This is a genomic window from Streptomyces sp. ME02-8801-2C (assembly GCF_033793965.1).
Lineage (GTDB): Bacteria > Actinomycetota > Actinomycetes > Streptomycetales > Streptomycetaceae > Streptomyces.
Map to the genome: position 1 here is coordinate 26,013 of NZ_JARAXP010000020.1, position 18,969 is coordinate 44,981.

14 protein-coding genes and 1 pseudogene are annotated in these 18,969 nt (G+C 71.6%); 5 read left to right on the top strand and 10 right to left on the bottom strand.

Annotated elements, in window-relative coordinates; genetic code table 11:
• Nucleotides 1–70: 70 nt before the first annotated feature.
• The gene (locus tag PV396_RS38685) at nt 71–547 is read right to left on the bottom strand and encodes a hypothetical protein (protein WP_319212890.1); all 477 of its coding nucleotides are present in this window, start codon (nt 545–547) and stop codon (nt 71–73) included.
• A 286-nt stretch (nt 548–833) separates the two neighbouring features.
• Here PV396_RS38685 and PV396_RS38690 point away from each other — a divergent pair, with 286 nt between their 5' ends.
• A complete protein-coding gene (locus tag PV396_RS38690) occupies nt 834–1,574 on the top strand; it encodes an FHA domain-containing protein (RefSeq protein WP_319212892.1) in 741 nt (246 codons plus the stop codon).
• Entirely contained in the window at nt 1,571–3,016 is a 1,446-nt protein-coding gene (locus PV396_RS38695; protein WP_319212894.1) for a serine/threonine-protein kinase, read from the top strand. Before PV396_RS38690 ends, PV396_RS38695 begins: the two co-directional genes overlap by 4 nt.
• Before the next feature lie 60 nt (nt 3,017–3,076).
• Here the strand turns inward: PV396_RS38695 and PV396_RS38700 are convergent, their stop codons facing one another.
• The 4 genes from PV396_RS38700 to purN all read right to left on the bottom strand — a co-directional run bounded on the left by PV396_RS38700 (nt 3,077) and on the right by purN (nt 9,554).
• Complete coding sequence (locus PV396_RS38700; protein ID WP_319212896.1) at nt 3,077–6,532, bottom strand: ALF repeat-containing protein; 3,456 nt, start codon at nt 6,530–6,532, stop codon at nt 3,077–3,079.
• A 442-nt stretch (nt 6,533–6,974) separates the two neighbouring features.
• Complete coding sequence (locus PV396_RS38705; RefSeq protein ID WP_319212898.1) at nt 6,975–7,202, bottom strand: hypothetical protein; 228 nt, start codon at nt 7,200–7,202, stop codon at nt 6,975–6,977.
• A gap of 142 nt (nt 7,203–7,344) precedes the next feature.
• Complete coding sequence (purH, locus tag PV396_RS38710; protein WP_416071560.1) at nt 7,345–8,916, bottom strand: bifunctional phosphoribosylaminoimidazolecarboxamide formyltransferase/IMP cyclohydrolase; 1,572 nt, start codon at nt 8,914–8,916, stop codon at nt 7,345–7,347.
• Between the two features lie 8 nt (nt 8,917–8,924).
• Nucleotides 8,925–9,554 (bottom strand): phosphoribosylglycinamide formyltransferase, encoded by a 630-nt coding sequence (gene purN / locus PV396_RS38715; RefSeq protein ID WP_319212903.1) that lies wholly within the window; start codon nt 9,552–9,554, stop codon nt 8,925–8,927.
• A gap of 281 nt (nt 9,555–9,835) precedes the next feature.
• On the opposite strand from purN, the gene PV396_RS38720 reads away from it, so the two are divergent.
• Nucleotides 9,836–10,624, top strand: a complete 789-nt coding sequence (locus PV396_RS38720; protein WP_319212905.1) for a hypothetical protein — start codon at nt 9,836–9,838, stop codon at nt 10,622–10,624.
• A 26-nt stretch (nt 10,625–10,650) separates the two neighbouring features.
• On the opposite strand, the gene PV396_RS38725 is transcribed toward PV396_RS38720, so the two are convergent.
• The gene (locus PV396_RS38725; RefSeq protein ID WP_319212907.1) at nt 10,651–12,291 is read right to left on the bottom strand and encodes a DUF6350 family protein; all 1,641 of its coding nucleotides are present in this window, start codon (nt 12,289–12,291) and stop codon (nt 10,651–10,653) included.
• Between the two features lie 97 nt (nt 12,292–12,388).
• Here PV396_RS38725 and PV396_RS38730 point away from each other — a divergent pair, with 97 nt between their 5' ends.
• Nucleotides 12,389–13,429 carry a helix-turn-helix domain-containing protein gene (locus tag PV396_RS38730; RefSeq protein ID WP_319212909.1) on the top strand — a complete coding sequence of 347 codons (1,041 nt, stop codon included), beginning with the start codon at nt 12,389–12,391 and terminating at the stop codon, nt 13,427–13,429.
• A gap of 173 nt (nt 13,430–13,602) precedes the next feature.
• On the opposite strand, the gene sucD is transcribed toward PV396_RS38730, so the two are convergent.
• The 4 genes and pseudogenes from sucD to PV396_RS38750 all read right to left on the bottom strand — a co-directional run.
• Nucleotides 13,603–14,487, bottom strand: a complete 885-nt coding sequence (gene sucD, locus PV396_RS38735) for a succinate--CoA ligase subunit alpha (protein ID WP_319212911.1) — start codon at nt 14,485–14,487, stop codon at nt 13,603–13,605.
• A gap of 21 nt (nt 14,488–14,508) precedes the next feature.
• Entirely contained in the window at nt 14,509–15,687 is a 1,179-nt protein-coding gene (sucC, locus tag PV396_RS38740; protein WP_319212913.1) for an ADP-forming succinate--CoA ligase subunit beta, read from the bottom strand.
• 959 nt (nt 15,688–16,646) lie between these two features.
• The gene (locus tag PV396_RS38745) at nt 16,647–17,846 is read right to left on the bottom strand and encodes a VWA domain-containing protein (protein WP_319212915.1); all 1,200 of its coding nucleotides are present in this window, start codon (nt 17,844–17,846) and stop codon (nt 16,647–16,649) included.
• Nucleotides 17,843–18,442: pseudogene (locus PV396_RS38750) on the bottom strand (DUF5682 family protein); the annotation flags it as partial. The pseudogene PV396_RS38750 and the gene PV396_RS38745, both read right to left, overlap by 4 nt.
• On the opposite strand from PV396_RS38750, the gene PV396_RS38755 reads away from it, so the two are divergent.
• The coding region (locus PV396_RS38755; RefSeq protein WP_319212917.1) for a hypothetical protein at nt 18,422–18,969 on the top strand (548 nt) is incomplete at its 3' end. The pseudogene PV396_RS38750 and the gene PV396_RS38755 sit on opposite strands and share 21 nt — an antisense overlap.

The window sequence follows — 18,969 nt, forward strand, 5'->3', positions numbered from 1 at the left end:
TGAGGTCCCTCTCGGTGGAACGGACACGGCTGTTCAGCAGCCGGGCAGACGAACTCCCGTACGTGGAGGCCTACTTGGTGGCGTTGAGTTCCACGAGCATGTGTTCGCGACCCTCCGGGGGGTCCGCGGTCGCGCCGACCGGGGTCCAAGTGTTGGGGGTGACGTCGAACGAGGTCTCGGTGCCCTCCACCGTCATGTCGGCGACGATCTTGTAGGCGTTTCCCTTGATTCCGTAGACATTGGGCAGTTCCATGGCCAGTCGGCCGGCGGAGCCCGTGACGGAGAAGCAGAACGGATCGTCGTGGCCGCCCGCCCAGACCTCGATCAGGCCGGCGGGTCCGCACGCGGCGAGCAGGATGTGGCCGTCGCCAGTGGTCAGCCGGATGCCGTGTTCGGCGTAGATCCTGTCGGCGTCGGGATACACGAAGTCCTCGACGGCGACCGGTGGCAGGTCGTCGGCGGCGGCCACGGGGGCGCCGGTGAACAGCAGCACGGTGGCGGCGGTTCCGGCGACAGCTGCGGCGGTTGACGCGAGCAGACGTCTCATGGACGGTCCTCCGGTCTCTGATGAGGCGATACGGCCACTCGGGCATCGAGGGCGCATAACTCCTATCAGCGGAACTTCGCCTTTCCTCCCTCTAAAGTTCAAGGATGTGGACTCCTGCGCCGGGGGGGTACGGTGCGTCATCCCCACCCCATGCCGTACGGCGCCCCGCCTTCCCCAACTCGCCGCATCGCCGACAACCTTCGCGATATCACCACCTCATCATTTACTGTCCCTCGTTGGACTGGGGGAGGATGGCCCTCCTGGCATCGGGTGGGGGGACAAGCCCATGTACAGCGTCATCGTCGTACCACCGGCATGCGCACAGCCGGACGGCCAGATCAGGATCAGCACAGGTGAGCGGCTGACGTTCGGCAGGGAGAAGACGAACGGCGGCCTCACCATCGCGCACGAGGGGGTCCCCCGGATCGCCGGGGAGGTCTCGGCGCAGGGCAGCTTCTGGCTGCTGAGCAACCTCAGCGAGGACCAGACCTACGTCGTGGAGAACCCGGAGGGCGCGGGCGAGCACATCAAGGTCATCCCCGGCAGGGTCGACGCACCCATACCCTTCGAGTTCTCCCGGGTCGTCCTGCCCGCCGCGGGCGACCTCCTCACCTTCGACGTCTGGGCGCCGCGCCACGTCTTCCGCAGCGTCGCCCGGCAGGGACTCTCCGGAGCTCTGACCGCGCCGGCCTTCACCCTCGACCGCACCAAGCGGTACTTCGCCGTCCTGGCCGCCCTGTGCGAGTCGCGCCTGCGCGGCGAACCGCACGCCCCGCTGCCGGCGGTCGAGCAGCTGGTGGAGCGGCTGCGGCCGGTGTGGCCGGCGGTGAACCGGTCATCCGTCTACTGGAACATCGACTATCTCGCCCTCAAGCTGCGGCTGCGCCCGGGGCCGGACACCGCGGAACCGGGCCTGCGCGTCAACGGCAAGAAGGAGACCCTGGTCTCCCTCGCGCTCCGCTTCGACCTGGTCCGCGAGGACGACCTCGTCGTGCTCGCCACGCCAGCGAGCGGGGTGCGCCGATGAGCGGGCAGCCGTACGCCGTCTCCGTGCCGAAGGGCTACCGCACCGGGAACTGGGAGGTCCGCGAGCCGCTCGCGTCGGGCGCGTTCGCCACCGTGTACGCGGGACGCCGTATCACCGGTGAACCTCGTACCGCCGCCCTGAAGTTCCTCCCCACCGGCACCCGAACCTCACGCCAGCTCCGTCATCTGCGCGAACTGGCCGAGCGGGAGGTCGAGTTCCTCGGGCGTCTGCGGTCACCGCGGCTGATCCGGATGTACGAGACGTTCACGGTCGACGACCCGGACCATCCCGAACTCGACGGCGCCACCGTTCTCGTACTCGAACAGGCCGAGGCGTCCCTGGACGCCGTGGACGTACGCGACCCCGGCCCCCTGCTCGCGCAGATATGCGAGGGCCTGGCCCAGTTGCACCGTGCGGGCTGGATACACGGTGACCTCAAACCGGCCAACGTTCTGCTGATGCAGGACGGTTCGGTACGGCTGGCCGACTTCGGCATGGCCTCCGAGATGGAGGGCACGCACGCCTACGCCCCCGCCTTCGCGACCCCCGACTACACGCCCCCGGAGCTGCTCTGGCCGGAGGTGGACGAGCGGGGCACACGGATCCGCCCGTCCGGCGACGTCTGGGCCTTCGGGGTCCTCGCCCACACCGTCCTGACCGGCACCTTTCCGCTGCCGGGCGGCACGCCGGGGGCCCGCGGCGACGCTGCGACGCGGTACGCGCGGGGCGCGGAGGAACTGCGGCTGTCGCCCGAACTCCCCGACGGCTGGGCGGAGATCATCCGGGAGTGTCTGGCCCGTACGCACGCCGAGCGCATCGGCACCGACGCCTTGTTGCGCCGCGTGGAGGCCGCGGCCGGGGTCGCGCGCTCGCCCCGCTCGCGCAGGCAGCGCCGCCCCCTCTGGCGCCGCCACCCCGTCCTGGCCGGGGCTCTCGCCACCCTCCTCGTGCTCACGACCGGACTGGGGGCCGCGGCCGGCATCGCCCACCGGCAGGCGACCCAGTACGACGGAACGCCGGTGTACGAGGCCGTGGCCGTACCCACCACGGCATCGTCGGGCTACGGCTACGACCGCTGCCCGGCCAACAGCGTCTGCTTCTTCAGCGAGCACTACGGCAACGGGAAGATGTGTCATTGGCAGGACAGCGACCCGGACTGGCAGTCGGGCACCAAGACCTGCCCCTGGGCCGCGAACAGCCCCGTCCGGTCGGTCTTCAACAACATCGGGGACAGCCGTGACCTCGACGACGTCGTGTACTACCGCGGCAGCGGCTACAGCCCCGCGGGCTTCGACCGCCAACGCAGTGCGCAGCGCACCGGCTGCACCGGCCCGAACGTCCAGGGGAACCTGGCGGGTTCGTACGCCCCGCTGTCGCACAAACTGGTCGGCAGCTGCAACTACAGCCCGTCGCTGTGGGGGTCACTGCGCTCGCTCTTCTGAGCAAGGGGCGCCGCCCGCCACTGCTGTGACGGACGGCGCGCCTTGGTCGGCTGCCGAGGGCTACGGGTACGTGACTTCGACGGTCTGGCTTCCCTCCACCGTGAAGTTCTGGGCGGCTCCGTAGCGGGTGGCTTCGGTCAGCGCCTCGAAGGTCCCTTTACCGTCCTCCGGGTCGAAGTTGTAGTCCTTGTGGATGTCCACCCGGACGTCACCGGAGATACGGACACTGCCGTCCGCCTGCACAACGGCGGTGAGTTCGCCCGTGGCACGGTAGTTGTATCCGCGCAGCGCCATGTACAGGTCCGGCTCGAAGGGGCTGAATTCGCCCAAGCGCCAGAGCGAGTCCACGCGGATCGGGCACCGCGTCCCGGCGGGACCGACGCACTGCTGGGCGGCCTCCACGGCCCAGACGGCGTATTTCGTACGCAAGTTCATTTGCAGGGTGGGGCTGTTGAAGATCTTGTCCAGCTGCCCCTGGCCGAGCTCGTAGATGCCTCCTTCCGCGCCGGCCCAATACGTGTACAGGTCACAGGAGAGTTCAAGGCCGGAATTGCAGACCAACGCGAGGACGCCCATGACGTTGAGGAAGGCATCGTCCCCCATGGCCAGCCGCTCCAGAAGCGAGGCCGAGTCGAAGTCCGGCTGCTCGTCCTCGTCGCTGAACGGCTCCTCCGTACCGCCTTCGTTGCCGACGTCGTAACCCTCTCCGTTCCGCTGTTCCTGCTTGCGCAGTTCCAAGTAGCTCTGGAGCGCCTCCTTCGCGGCCACGGCCGCCGCCCTGGCATCCTCGCCCGCGGCCAGCGCGTCTGCCCGGGCGGCGGCAGCATACGTGTACGCGCTGGAGGCGTAGGAACGTGCCTTCGTCGCGGACCGGCGGGCGGTGGCTGCGTCCCGGCCGGCCTGCTGGGCCGCGGCCGCGGCGGTCTTGGCGGCGTTGCGGGCCCGGGTCGCCGAGGCGGCGGCCTGCTGGGCGTACGCGGTGGCCTCGTCGGCGGAGTCCGCGGCGTCCTCGGCGTAGCCCGCGGCCTGCTGGGCGGACGTCCGGGCCTGGTTGGCGTACTTGACGGCCTCGTCGGCGGCGTTCCCGGCGATGGCCGCGGCTTCCGCCGCGCGGGAGGCGTCCTCCATGGCGGTGGCGGCGGTCTTCGCGGCGTCGGCGAGGACCCGGTGGACTCCCGCCACGTGCGTGGCGGTGTCGTGGTCCTTCTTCGCCGCCTTGTACTGGCCCACCGCCACGAAGCTCCGCAGCATCTGGTCGGTCCCGGCCAGGGCGACCTCGGCGGTCGCCTTGGCGTTGGCCCCGCCGCTGTGCAGGATCGTCAGGGCGGCGATCCGGTCGTCCTCGGCGCGGGCGGTGTGCTGACCGGTCTCGATGAACGTGTGCAGGGCGAGGGCCGAGCCGTCGTCGATGGCGGCGCCGGCGTGCCGCCGCACCACCGTGCCGCCCGCGTCGGAGATCTTCAGGACGTCGCGGCGGAGTCTCTCGGCCTGGGCCGCGTACTGTCCGGTCCGGAGGAACGCGACCACGTCGGTGTGAGTGCCCTGGAGTGCGGTGAGGGCCTCGTCGCGGATCTCCGTCGGCCCGGTGTCCTTCAGATGGGCGACGCGGGCCCGGTCGTCGGCGTCCTCGGCGAGAGCGCGGCCGTTCTTCACCCATTCCATGACGTCGGCCTCGGAGCCGGACAGCGCGTCCGCCGCGGCCTCCTTGGACCAGGAGCCGCCCGTGGACAGCAGGTTCAGCGCCGCACGGCGTCCCTTCGCCGCGGCATCCGCGGGGGTTGTGGCCGGGTCGGCGGCCTCGGTCAGGAGCGCTCGCGTCTCGGCATCGACGCGCTCGGCCTCGACCTGCTTGTTCTCCAGACTCGCCTTCCGCGCGTCGGCCTGCTTCTTGACGGCCTCGGCGTTCATGACCGCCAGCGCCTTCTGGTTGGCCAGTTCCTGGGCCTCGGTCTCACGGGCCGTCCGCTCGACGGCGGCTGCCTGGTCCACGGCGGTCCTGGCCTGGTCGGCCGCGGTCAGCGCGGCTTTGGCGTGGGCGGCGGACTTGTTGGCGTAGTCGATGGCCTGGCCCGCGTACTTCGCCGCCTCCTCCGCGGCCGCAGCGGCGTTCCTCGCGTGCTGGGCCGCGTCGGCGGCCGCGGTCCGTGCCGTCCGGGCTGCCGAGGCCGCCTTGTCGGCCAGTGATTCGGCGGAGTTGGCGGCGCTGTCGGCGGTGGCGGCGGCACGCTGGGCGACGGCCGCCGCCTCCTCGGCGCGGCGCGCCTCGTAGTCCGAGACGTTCGAGTGGCCCGCCGCCTCGGCTGCCGCGATCGCGGCGGCTGCGGCGTTGGTGGCGGCGCTCTTGGCGGACTTGGCAGCGGAGATCGCCTCGGAGAGGGCCGTGAGCACACTCCCCAGCGCCTGGGCGGCCGTTTCCGCCGCCGCGGCCGCGTCACGGGCCTGCTCGGCGGCGGCGCGAGCGCCGGACGCCTGGCCGGCGTCCTTGGAGGCGGCCGTGGCGGCGCGGTAGGCGCGTGCCGCCGCGTCGCCCGCGGCAGCTGCGGCGGATGCGGCGGCGGACGAGGCGATGGCGGCCGTGCGGGCGGCCGAGACCGCGGTGGTGGCCGCGTTGACGGCGGTCTGCGCGGCTTCGGCGGCACCCTTGGCGGCGTCCGCGGCGCGACCGGCGGCAGCCGAGGCCTTCGCGGCGTCGCTCTGGGCGGCGGCGGTCTCGGCGGCGGCCTTCTGGGCAGCCTTCTTGGCCAACTCGGCAGCGGCAACGGCGCGGGTCGAGGCCTCCTCGGCGGCGTCGGTCTCCCTGGCCGCGGTCTCGCCCGCCTTCTTCGCCAGCTTGGCCAGTTCGGCGACCGACATCGCCTCCTCGTCCCGCTGCCGGGCCAGGTACTGGCCGTTCACGATGAACTCGTGGACGTCGGCGGCTGTGCCGCTCAGCGCGTCGTCGGCGGCCTGCCGGACCACCGGACCGCCGACGCCGGCGATCATCAGCGTCTCCACCCGCTCGTCCTCCGCTCGAGCAGTGAACTGCCTGCCCAGCAGGAATTCGGTCAGGGCCTGCGTGGAGCCGTCCGTGAGCGCCGCGTTGCCCTCCCTGGTCACCGTGCGGCCGGCGCCGTTCATGACGGTGAGGACAGCCAGCCGCTGGTCCTCCTCGAAGGCCGTCTGCCAGCCGCTCTTCAAATAGGCGTCGAGCTCCTCGGGGGGCCGCGACAGCGCCGCGCTCAGGTCCTTGCGTACGGCGGTACCGGATCCGTTCATCAGCTTCAGAGCACGCAGCCGGTTGTCCTGCTCCAGCGCGATGCGGTGCCCGGTCGCCAGGAACTCGGCAATCCGCTCGTCCGTGCCGAGCAGGGCCGCCGCCGCGGCGGTCCGCACCGAACTGTCGCCCTCTCGCCACAGCTCGACCACCCGGCCGCGGTCGGTGAGCGGCGGCGTCTCGGCGGCGGTCGCGGCGGGCGCGGGACCGAGCAGTCCCGCGCCCAGCGCGAAGGCCAGGGCACCGACGAGACAGGAGCGCACTCCGCGGCCGCCTGTTCCGGCCGGGAATCTGACGCGCAGTCTGCTACCACGCTTACTTCTCATGGGTGTCCCCCAATTCAGGTATTGAGAAGCACTCCGCGTTTCGCATTCCGCACTCCGTTCGGCGACGTCGATCGTCGACGCGTGTCACGAGTGGGGGTCTCGGCTGCTGCTGGGCATGAAGGCAGGGCGACACCCGCGACAGTCCCGATGGCCCGCGGGCGCATCCCGTGAAAGTTCCTGTGGTCCCTTGATGTCGTGCTTGTCAGGCACATGGTCCCGGATGGAGACGTCGGAGCGACCCTGCAAAGTCCCAGGGCGGACACGGGAACAACCGACCGGACTGTGGGCCTGCGGCGCTTTCGAACCGTGCTGTGGGAGAAGTGACGGGTGCGGTGCACGCTGGTCGAGCGCGGCCGCAGCGGGAGTCGCGGAAAGCCGATCAGTCCGGCTCGGTCTCCCAGCGGAAGGATCGGAGGCCGAGCCGCTCCTCCTCCGCGTCGCTCTCTCCGGACAAGTGGTCGTCGCCCCGCCACCGGCGAACAACGTGTCCGGCGACGACCATTGCACCGAGCAGCAGTCCGGCCAGGCAGACCAGGCCGATGAAGAGCACGGCGGCGCCCAGGAGGCCGTACCCGGCCAACGCCACCACGAGGTCCATCGGGTTCATGCATGTGATGCTGTCAGCCAGTGGCCCTGCGGCGGCGGGTCGTTCCCCAACAGTGTCCAGGTGGTACCCGTAACGCAACGCGCGCGGGAACGGGCCCGCCGGTCAGCTGCCGGCGGGCCCGTTCACATCACTGCTGTACGGCTCAGTGGAAGAAGTGCCGCGTCCCCGTGAAGTACATCGTGACGCCCGCCTTCTGCGCCGCCTCCACGACCAGCTCGTCCCGCATCGAACCGCCGGGCTGCACAACCGCCTTGACCCCGGCGGCCGTGAGGATCTCCAGCCCGTCGGGGAACGGGAAGAACGCGTCCGAGGCGGCGTACGCGCCCCGGGCCCGCTCCTCGCCGGCCCGCTCGACCGCCAGCTTCGCCGAGTCGACTCGGTTGACCTGGCCCATGCCGACGCCGACCGAGGCACCGTCCTTGGCCAGCAGGATGGCGTTGGACTTGACGGCCCGGCACGCCTTCCAGGCGAAGGAGAGTTCCGCGAGCTCGGACGCGGACAGCGCCTCGCCCGTCGCCAGCGTCCAGTTGGCCGGGTCGTCGCCGTCGGCCTGGAGCCGGTCCGTCACCTGAAGGAGGGCACCGCCGTCGATCGGCTTGACCTCTGCGGGGTGCGAGGGCGCGGCCGGGGCCTTCAGCACGCGGATGTTCTTCTTCTTGGCGAGGGCCTCGAGGGCGCCGTCCTCGTAGTCGGGCGCGACGATGACCTCGGTGAAGATCTCCGCGACCTGCTCCGCCAGCTCCTTGCTGACCGGCCGGTTGACGGCGATGACCCCGCCGAACGCCGACAGCGGGTCGCACGCGTGGGCCTTGCGGTGCGCCTCGGCGACGTCCGCGCCGATCGCGATTCCGCAGGGGTTGGCGTGCTTGATGATCGCGACGCAGGGCTCGTCGTGGTCGTACGCGGCACGGCGGGCGGCGTCCGTGTCCGTGTAGTTGTTGTACGACATCTCCTTGCCGTGCAGCTGCTCGGCCTCGGCGAGACCGGTGCCCGTGCCGTCGACGTACAGCGCGGCGGGCTGGTGCGGGTTCTCGCCGTAGCGGAGGGTGCTCTTGCGCTCCAGGGCGGCGGCGACGAAGTCGGGGAACTGGGAGTCGTCGGCGGGCGCGTAGGCGCTCGCGAACCAGCTCGCCACCGCGATGTCGTACTCGGCGGTGTGCCGGAAGGCCTCGGCGGCCAGCCGCTTGCGGGCGGCGAGGTCGAAGCCGCCGTCCTTGACCGCGGCCAGGACGTCGGCGTACCGCGCCGGGCTGGTGACCACGGAGACCGACGGGTGGTTCTTGGCGGCGGCGCGGACCATCGAGGGACCGCCGATGTCGATCTGCTCCACGCACTCGTCGGGCGAGGCGCCGGAGGCGACCGTCGCACGGAACGGGTACAGGTTGACGACGACCAGGTCGAAGGGCTCGACGCCCAGCTCGGCGAGCTGGTTGCGGTGGTCCTCCAGGCGCAGGTCGGCGAGGATGCCCGCGTGCACCTTGGGGTGCAGGGTCTTGACCCGGCCGTCCAGGCACTCGGGGAAGCCGGTGAGCTCCTCGACCTTGGTGACGGGGACGCCGGCGGCGGCGATCCGGCCCGCCGTCGATCCCGTGGAGACGAGTTCCACGCCCGCCTCGTGCAGGCCACGGGCCAGCTCTTCCAGGCCGGTCTTGTCGTAGACGCTGATGAGCGCCCGTCGGACGACCCGCTTGTTGCTCTCGGCCGTGACAGTGATGTCGGCGGTCACTGGATAACTACCTTTCGTCCCTCAATGCGATAGCCGTTGCGGGCGAGCCGCCCCACGACATCGACGAGCAGCCTTCGCTCGACTTCCTTGATGCGCTCGTGCAGAGCGCTCTCGTCGTCCTCGTCCCGGATCTCCACCACGCCCTGAGCGATGATCGGACCGGTGTCGACGCCGTCGTCGACGAAGTGGACGGTGCAGCCGGTGACCCGGGCGCCGTACGCGAGCGCGTCGCGTACGCCGTGGGCCCCCGGAAAACTGGGCAGCAGGGCGGGATGCGTGTTGACGAACCGCCCGCCGAACAGGGCCAGGAACTCCTTGCCCACGATCTTCATGAACCCCGCGGAGATCACCAGATCGGGTTCGTACGCGGCAACGGCGGCGGTGAGCGCGGCATCCCACTCGGCCCGGGTGCCGTAGTCCTTGACCCGGCACACGAACGTCGGCAGCCCGGCCCGCTGGGCGCGCGCGAGCCCCTCGATGCCGTCGCGGTCGGCCCCTACGGCGACGATCTCGGCGCCGTAGGCCTCGGTGCCGGTGGCCGCGATGGTGTCGAGGAGCGCCTGAAGATTCGTACCGGATCCGGAGACCAGTACGACAAGACGCTTGGCGGCCTGGGACTCGGCCACGGCGGGGGCCTTTCTCGGGAGAGCGTTTGTACGGTCGTACGAATGCTTCGCGCCCGGAGATACGGGGAAGTCTACGAAGCGGCCGACCGCCAGCAACGATACCGGCACTACGGACAGCCCCCACGGGACGGGGGCGTGGCCGGAAGGTAGCGTCTGGGAGGAGCCGGTCCGGGAACGCCGTCGTCGTACGGCGCGTTCATGGGGTGACGGCTCATGCCGGGACAGCCGTAAGCCAGTGTTGTCACCAGAGTTGAACCAACAAGGGGAAAGACGCTCACTTGATGTCGGACCGCAGCCTGCGACTCCTCACGCTCACCCCGCAGTCGGTGCTGCTGCGGGAGCGCCCCGCGTCGCCGCCCGACGCGCCCTCGGGCAAGAAGAACGGCGACGGGCAGGAGAGCGCGGCCCCGGAAGACAACCCGTTCGCCCCGCCGCCCGAGGGCACCCCGGACAGGCCCTGGCAGCCCCGGCGCCCGGCGGGCGACGACGCCTCCGGCGACGGCGACGGCGACGGCGACGGCGGGCGCTCCCCGTGGGGCAGCCAGTGGAGCGACCGGCAGCCCGGCCGCTCCCAGGGCGGCTTCGGCGACCGATCCCGCCGTCCCGGCGGACCGGGCGGCCCCGAGGGCCAGGGCGACGGACAGGGCGCCGGCCCGCGCTGGGACCCGACCGACCCGGCCCAGCGCCGCGCGCGGTACGCCCTGCTCAGCGGCATGTGGGCGTTCTTCTTCGCACTCTTCAGCTGGCCCTACGTGGCGCTGCTGCTCGGCGCGCTCGCCGTGAACTGGGGCATCGGCGCCCTGCGCGCCAAGCCAGGCCCCTCGAACCCGGACACCCCGGCGCCCCCGCAGGGCGCGGGCGGCGGGCGCCGGCAGCAGCGGACGGCCGCGATCAGCGGCCTGGTCACGGCGTCCCTGGCGCTCGCCATGGTCGCCACGACGTTCACTCTCCAGTTCGTCTACCGCGACTACTACACATGCACGAACGACGCCCTCACGACCACAGCGAAGAAGGACTGCACCGACCTCCTCCCCGAGCAGCTCCGGAAGGTGTTCGGGGAGACCGACTGATCCCAGCCGCGGCTGTGGCTCTGGGGCTACGGCTGAGTTTCTTCCGGCTCGGGCGGAGGCGGCGTGGACGACGCCTCCTTGATCGCCGCCCAGCGGGCCTCGCGGGACGCGGTGTCGTACCAGGGCGAGAGCGTGGGTGACGGCAGGTCGGCGGGGAGGAAGTCGTAGGCGGCCTCCAACTCGTAGGGGTCGCTCGCCTCGTACGCGTCGTCGGTTGTGGCGGTGGCGGTCGCGGTGGCGGTGGCGGTCTCGGGTGGTGTCCTCGCCGCGCCGAGGCCGACGGCGGATGTCGGCGTACCTGTGCCGGTACTGCCACTGACGCCGCCGGTGTCCTTCGGGCGACGCCCGCGCAAGCGCCACATGCGCAGCCCCAGCGCCGTCGGTACGGCGACCGCCGTCGTCCACGCCAGTGTCGCCGCGCCCGTCTGCCACCACACCGGCCCGATGTGGGCGAGGTTGTCGCTGCCGAGCGGCCCGCCCGACAGCGCGGCCAACGCCGCCAGGGCGCCGGCGCACAGGACGGCGGCCAGACCCGCGTTCGCGGCGGTACGGCCGCTCGACCAGGGCGTTCTCCCTTCCCCTGGGCTCGCCGCCCGGGCCGTGAACCAGGCCGTGGTCAGCCCGGCCGCCACGGGTACGGCGGCGACCGCCCAGGTCAGCGGGGTGCCCGGGCCGGCGTCCGGAACCGCCGACAGCAGCGGAAAGGGCGGCAGCAGCGGCGTCGGGTCGGAGGCCGACGGGCCGGTGACATGGCCCGCGCCGAGCGCGAAACCCGGCCCGAGGGCGTAGGCCGCACCCCACAGCGCCGCGTTGGGCATCAGCGCCAGACAGAGCAGCAGTACGGCGATCCGGCCCGACCACGCCTCCGTCAGCTGGAGGAAGGAGGCCCGGGCGGCCCCGCCGTGCCCCACCAGCGACACCGCGAGGAGCAGCGCGCCGCCCCCGACGAACACCGCGGTCCCCGCCCCGGCGGCCCGCCCGGCGGCAAGGACACGGCCACGGGCACCCGGGTCCAGGACCCGTCGGCGTACCGACCTGGGCAGCAGATACAGGGCCCGTGGCGACAGGGGCCCGCGCGGACGGCCGTACGCCGTCCACACCCCGGCGCCCGCCGCGGCCATGGCGAGCAGCGGCACGCATACGGCCGTCGACGCCCAGTCGGGGCGCAGCCCGCCCCCGGACGCGTACAGCGCGACACCTCCGCCGACGGTCAGATACCCGGTGACGACGCCGAGCCAGGCGGTACGGGCGGGGAGAAGAAGCGCGTCCTGCGCCGCCCCCTCCTCCTCCGGGCCCTCCGTCGCGTCGCGGGCGGCGCGGTGCAGCAGCCAGACAGGGAGCGCGAGCAGCAGCAGGGGGGTGATGCCGACGGGGGCGGGGGCGCCGGAGAGGCCGTCCACGCGGACGAGTTCGGTGCCGTGGGCGAGCAGCCAGAGGGCGGCGGCGATGTGCAGCGCGCCGTCGGGACCGCTGTCCGGATAGGGCGAGCTGATCCACAGCACCATGACGAGTACGGCGAACGAACCCAGCCCGAGTCCGGCCGCGAGCGCGCCGCCGAGCAGGCCGACGCCCAGTCCGGGGGTCCGGTCGCGGACCCGGGCACGCAGCAGGCGGGACAGGGGCAGGGAGGGAAACCGGCGGCCGGTCGTCTGGGTCACGAGCGCCATGGTCCCAACGACACGCGCTTTCCCGCCGTAACAGGAGAACTTACGACGTGTCACTCAAAATTCGCTTTATGCACAGTCCCGCCCGAAGGGGGCCCTGGTGACGCAGAGCCCCGCCATTCCGCTGCCCCCGCCCGCCGAACGCCGGCGCCTGCGCGAGTCCCAGTCCCTGACGCAGGCCCAGGTCGCCCGACGGGTGGGCGTCAGCCGCGAGACGGTACGCGCATGGGAGACCGGCCGTACGACACCGCGCGGACGCAAGGCGCAGACGTACGCGACTCTGCTCGCGGCGGCACGACGACCGTCCGCGGCCGTGGCGGAGACAGTCGCCGCCCCCGTCGCCCCCCTGACGCCCGCTCAGGCATTCGACGCGCTCTACGGGCTCTGCGCCCCCGCCCTCGTACGGCAGACCTATCTCCTCACCGGGCGGCGGGAGTTGGCGCGCGAGTCGGTCGAGCGGGCGTTCCAGCTCGCCTGGCACCGCTGGCCGGAGGTGGCCGTGGACCCGGACCCGCCGGGGTGGGTACGCGCCATGGCGTACGAGTGCGCCCTCTCCCCCTGGCACCGGTTCCGCGCCCGGCACCGCCACCCGGAGCCACCGCCCGCCGACCCGGGCGACCGGGCGCTGCTGTCCGCGCTCCTGAAACTTCCCCCGCCGCACCGCCGCACCCTGCTCCTCCACGACGGTCTGGGCCTCGGTCTGCCCGAGACGGCGGCGGAGACGGAGGCGAGCAGTCTGGCGGCGGCGAACCGTCTGCTGCGCGCCCGCGCTGCGGTGGCGGACCGCCTGCCGGACCTCGCCGACCCGGCCCACCTGGCCCCCCGCCTGGCGGGCCTGGCCACCCACGCCCGCCTGCGCGCCGCCCGCCCGTCGTCCGTCCGCGCCGGCAGCGAACGCCGCGCCCGGAACTGGACCCAGGCGGGCATCGCCCTCACGGCCGCCCTGATCGGCGCCACCACCTTCACCGTCCGCACGGCCCCCACCCAGTACGAGCCCCCGGTGGCCCCGGGCACGACCGTCCAGGGAGTACCCCCGCAAGCGGCCCCGGGCCCCCTGTCCCGAAAAGACCTGACCCTGCAGAAAAAGCTACAAAAGGCGGCAGCAAACGGCCCGGAGAGAGTTCAACCAGAACCAAAGTGAACCCGCCACAGCCGCCCCCCTGTGGGCAGTCGTTCCGCTGGGGCGGAACGGGTGGGCACAGCCATCGACTCCGGGCACCGGCCGTCCCACGCCACCCCCGCCAACGCCAGTGGGCCCGCCCCCGACCAAGGGAACGGGCCCACCACGGTTCAGCTCAGAACCGCCAGGAAACGTCAGCCGGCGAGAATCTCCCGCGCCAGCTTCGCCGTCTCGGTCGGCGTCTTGCCGACCTTGACGCCGGCGGCCTCGAGGGCCTCCTTCTTCGCGGCGGCCGTGCCGGAGGAGCCGGAGACGATGGCACCGGCGTGGCCCATGGTCTTGCCCTCGGGCGCGGTGAAGCCCGCGACGTAACCGACGACCGGCTTCGTCACGTTCTTCGCGATGAAGTCCGCGGCCCGCTCCTCGGCGTCGCCACCGATCTCACCGATCATGACGATCAGGTCGGTGTCGGGGTCGGCCTCGAACGCGGCGAGCGCGTCGATGTGCGTCGTACCGATGACCGGGTCGCCACCGATACCCACCGCGGACGAGAAGCCGATGTCCCGCAGCTCGTACATCATCTGGTAGGTCAGCGTGCCCGACTTCGAGACCAGACCGATACGGCCCGGCTTCGTGATGTCGCCCGGGATGATGCCGGCGTTCGACTGACCCGGCGTGATGAGACCGGGGCAGTTCGGGCCGATGATCCGGGTCTTGTTGCCCTGCGCCACGGCGTACGCGTAGAACGCGGCCGAGTCGTGGACGGCGATGCCCTCGGTGATGACAACCGCGAGGGGGATCTCCGCGTCGATCGCCTCGACCACGGCGGCCTTGGCGAAGGCCGGCGGTACGAAGAGGACGGATACGTTGGCGCCCGTCTTCTCGATCGCCTCGGCGACCGTGCCGAAGACCGGGATCTCGGTGCCGTCGATGTCGACGGACGTGCCCGCCTTGCGCGGGTTCACGCCACCGACGATGTTCGTGCCGTCGGCCAGCATGAGCTTGGTGTGCTTCATGCCCGTGGCACCGGTCATGCCCTGGACGATGACCTTGCTGTCCTTGTTCAGGAAGATAGCCATGGCTGTTCTGTCCCTCTTCCTTTACTTCGCAGCCGCGAGCTCGGCGGCCTTGTCGGCCGCGCCGTCCATGGTGTCCACGCGCTGGACCAGCGGGTGGTTGGCGTCGGAGAGGATCTTGCGACCCAGCTCGGCGTTGTTGCCGTCGAGGCGGACGACGAGCGGCTTGGTGACGGCCTCGCCCTTGTCCGCGAGCAGCTGCAGCGCCTGCACGATGCCGTTGGCGACCTCGTCGCACGCGGTGATGCCACCGAAGACGTTGACGAAGACCGACTTGACGTCGGGGTCGCCCAGGATGATCTCCAGGCCGTTCGCCATGACGGCGGCGGAGGCGCCACCACCGATGTCGAGGAAGTTGGCCGGCTTCACGCCACCGTGGTTCTCACCGGCGTACGCGACGACGTCGAGGGTGCTCATGACGAGACCCGCGCCGTTGCCGATGATGCCGACCTCACCGTCGAGCTTGACGTAGTTGAGGTTCTTGGCCTTCGCGGCGGCCTCGAGCGGGTTGGCCGCGTCCTTGTCCTCGAGCGCCTCGTGCTCCGGCTGGCGGAACTCGGCGTTCTCGTCGAGGGACACCTTGCCGTCGAGGGCGATGACCTTGCCGGAGGCGACCTTCGCAAGGGGGTTGACCTCGACGAGGAGGGCGTCCTCCTTGATGAAGGTGTCCCACAGGGTCACGAGGATCTCGGCGACCTGCTCCGCGACCTCGGCCGGGAACTTGGCCTGCGCGACGATCTCGCGGGCCTTCTCGATCGAGACGCCCTCGTTGGCGTCGACCGGGACCTTCGCGAGGGCCTCGGGGTTCTCCTCCGCGACGACCTCGATCTCCACGCCGCCCTGGACGGACGCCATGGCGAGGAAGGTGCGGTTGGTGCGGTCGAGGAGGTACGAGACGTAGTACTCCTCGACGATCTCGGGCGCGGTCTCGGCGATCATCACCTTGTGGACCGTGTGGCCCTTGATGTCCATGCCGAGGATGTCCGTCGCGCGGGCGACGGCCTCGTCCGGGGTGGCGGCGAGCTTCACGCCGCCGGCCTTTCCACGCCCACCGACCTTCACCTGCGCCTTGACGACGGACTTGCCGCCCAGACGCTCGGTCGCCGCGCGGGCTGCCTCAGGCGTGTCGATGACTTCACCGGCCAGCACCGGTACACCGTGCTTGGCGAAGAGGTCCCTCGCCTGGTACTCGAACAGGTCCACGCGCGTCCGTCCCTATCAGTGATCTCGCGGTTCGTTGGATGCGTGGGCGTGCCGCGAAGGGCAACGTGACGTCCGCTGAGTCACAGGGGTGGCGCACACGATGTCCGAGCGCGCGGCATGTCCGTCTCGCAGGTTATCGCCGCATCCCGCAGGTCCCTAAATCAGGAATCACACCTGAGCGGTGATACCTGTCACAGAGTGCCACTCACGGCCGTTGATCGCCTTTTGTGAGGCCCTTCCCGAGGCGCGTTTGCGGTGGATAGAAGTGCAAACGTGAGGCCTCACCGGGCTGGGGTGGGCCCGGTGAGGCCCCTGGAAGGCCCGCCAACGGCTTTGACGGTCCTCCGGCAAGCGGCCCTCACCCCTTTGGGAGCCACTCACCGCCGTCCGCCGGGCGCGTCCCGACCGGCCGATGGCATTCGGCCGTACGGGGCTTTCCCGACGGAGCCCGGATGATCCGCACGCCAGGCAGGCGCGCGAAGTCGGGTATGCGGGGTCCGGTGCGCGGGGTCCGGTGCGCAGGGTCTGGATCGGCACTCCGTGCAGTGGTCGCGCGCTCCGTTCACTCGCCCCGAGAGGAGCCCTAGGAGGGGATGGCCGGAACGCCCCGGTACACATGTGCCGGTAAACCGAACACGAACACCCCGCCCACCAGCCCCGCCGCGGTACGCGTGACACGCGGTACGGCAACGGGAACGGCGGCCGGCCAGTTCAAGAAAAGGGACCCTCCGGGGCGGCGACAGGGCGGCGTTGCGGCGACGAGCGTCATACCCCGACAGCGTCACCGGCTGACGGAGGACAGAACGAGGCGGCGCCGATCCTCGCACGACCCGCCCGAGGTCGCGCAAGCCCCACGTTCCGATGCACACCCATGTCCCTTTGCCGCTTTGCCGCTGTGCCGCTTTGCCGCTGTGCCGCTGTGCCGCTGTGCCGCTGTGCCGACCGAGGCGCCCCTCACCTCACTCGGTGTCGGGAATCGGCAACGGCCGCTTCTCGATCGCCGCGGCCATGATGTCCGGGAACAGATCGGGCGTGCAGGCGAACGCCGGTGCGCCCAGCGACGCGAGCGCAGCCGCGTGCTCCCTGTCGTACGCCGGTGCCCCCTCGTCCGACAGCGCGAGCAGCGTCACGAACTGCACCCCGGACGCCTTCATCGCGGCGACCCGCTTCAGCATCTCGTCGCGTATGCCTCCCTCGTAGAGGTCGCTGATCAGCACGACGACGGTCTCGGCCGGCCGACTGATCTGCGACTGGCAGTACGCGAGCGCCCTGTTGATGTCCGTACCGCCTCCGAGCTGCGTACCGAACAGCACATCCACCGGATCGTCGAGCTGATCGGTGAGGTCGACGACCGCGGTGTCGAAGACGACGAGGCGTGTGTCGATCGACCGCATGGACGCGAGCACCGCCCCGAACACCGACGCGTACACCACCGACGCCGCCATCGACCCGGACTGGTCGATACAGAGGACGACCTCCTTCTTCACCGACTGCGAGGCCCGCCCGTACCCGATGAGCCGCTCCGGCACGATCGTGCGGTACTCGGGGAGGTAGTGCTTGAGGTTGGCCGCGATCGTGCGGTTCCAGTCGATGTCCTGATGACGGGGCCTGTTGATACGGGCACTGCGGTCCAGCGCCCCGGTGAGCGTGGCCCGGGTCCGCGTGGCGAGCCGCTTCTCGAGATCCTCGACCACCTTGCGTACGACCGCTCTCGCCGTCTCCTTCGTCGTCTCCGGCATCGCCTTGTTGAGGGAGAGCAGCGTGCCGACGAGATGGACGTCCGCCTCGACCGCCTCCAGCATCTCGGGCTCCAGGAGGAGCGCGGAGAGCCCGAGCCGGTCGATGGCGTCCCGCTGCATGACCTGGACGACGGACGAGGGGAAGTACGTCCGGATGTCGCCGAGCCACCGCGCGACCGACGGCGCGGACGCCCCCAGCCCGGCCGAACGGTCCCGCCCCGCCCGGTCCTTGCTCCCGTCGCCCCTCCCGTAGAGCGCGGCGAGCGCGCCGTCCATCGCGGCGTCCTGCCCGGAGAGCGCACACCCGGTCCCGTCCGCGGCATCACCCCCGAGCACGAGCCGCCATCGCCTCAACCGCTCCTGAGCCGGTTCGACGGCCCCGGTCGCCACGGTCCCCTCGGTCACGGACCCCGATGTCATGCCCCCACCCCCACAAGGTCGCTGTCATTGACGCCGCCGTCCCCACCGTCCCCGCGGCCCCCGGGGTCTCCACCGCCCCCGGCTCTCGCATCCGCCGGTCCCAGCAGCAGCCGCACCACCGCCAGCACGGCATCCGCCCGCCGGGTGTCGAGGTCGGGTGCGAAGCCCGGCACCCCGGCGGTGCCGGCCACCGCGCTTCCCCGCTCCCCCGGGCCTCGCCGGACCAGCTCCCCCAGCGTTCTGCGCACCCCGGGCTCGTACGCCGAGAAGGTGCGCCTCAGCAGTGGCAGCACATCGGTGAAGGCCGCGGCCGGCACCCCGGTCAGCCAGGCGTCGACCAGCCCGAGCAGCCGTGTGTCGTGCACGAGCAGCATCCCGCCCCCGGAGCCACCCCCGACGAACCCCTCGATCCACGCGGCCGCGTCCCCCGGTGCCGTACCCGGCGACAGCACGAGCCCCATGAGCACGGCCGCCTCGTCCTGCGCCAACTCCCCGTCGTCCAGCAACAGCCGCACGGCCCGCCCGCGCACCACTCCGGCCACACTGTCCCGCCCGGCCAGAACCCGAAGCACGGAATGCCAACGCCGCCGCAACTCACTGGGCTGCCGACCCGACGCCGCGACGTCGGGGACGGACTCCGCGCGAGCATCCCCAGAGCCACCCAGGGAAGCCTCCTCGGCCTCAACCGGGACTTGGCGGCTCCCCAGTCCGCTGCCGTGACCTGCGGCGTGAACATCCTCCGCGCCCTTCACCCCGATCCCCGCAGGACCGCCCCCGGAGCCCTCCCCGGCCTCAACAGCCTGGCCCGGGCGCCCGGACTCGCTGCGCTCTCCCGCCCCGAGGACATCCTCCGCAACACCGGCCTCAACTACAGCAGGACCGCCTTGGGATACCTCCCCGACCTCAACAACCGGCCCGGGGCGCCCCGACTCGCTGCGATCCCCCGCCCCGAAGACACCTTCCACGGCACCCGCCCCAGCTACGGCAGGACCGCCTTGGGAGACCTCCTCGACCTCAACAACCTGGCCCGGGCGCCCGGACTCGCTGCGCTCTCCCGCCCCGAGGACATCCTCCGCAACACCGGCCTCAACTACAGCAGGACCGCCTTGGGATACCTCCCCCG

Excerpts from the sequence above, each read along its gene's own strand:
- PV396_RS38685 (WP_319212890.1), bottom strand. The coding sequence starts at position 547 with ATGAGACGTCTGCTCGCGTCAACCGCCGCAGCTGTCGCCGGAACCGCC.
- PV396_RS38690 (WP_319212892.1), top strand. The coding sequence starts at position 834 with ATGTACAGCGTCATCGTCGTACCACCGGCATGCGCACAGCCGGACGGC.
- PV396_RS38695 (WP_319212894.1), top strand. The coding sequence starts at position 1,571 with ATGAGCGGGCAGCCGTACGCCGTCTCCGTGCCGAAGGGCTACCGCACC.
- PV396_RS38705 (WP_319212898.1), bottom strand. The coding sequence starts at position 7,202 with ATGAACCCGATGGACCTCGTGGTGGCGTTGGCCGGGTACGGCCTCCTG.
- PV396_RS38720 (WP_319212905.1), top strand. The coding sequence starts at position 9,836 with ATGTCGGACCGCAGCCTGCGACTCCTCACGCTCACCCCGCAGTCGGTG.
- PV396_RS38725 (WP_319212907.1), bottom strand. The coding sequence starts at position 12,291 with ATGGCGCTCGTGACCCAGACGACCGGCCGCCGGTTTCCCTCCCTGCCC.
- sucD (WP_319212911.1), bottom strand. The coding sequence starts at position 14,487 with ATGGCTATCTTCCTGAACAAGGACAGCAAGGTCATCGTCCAGGGCATG.
- PV396_RS38745 (WP_319212915.1), bottom strand. The coding sequence starts at position 17,846 with ATGACATCGGGGTCCGTGACCGAGGGGACCGTGGCGACCGGGGCCGTC.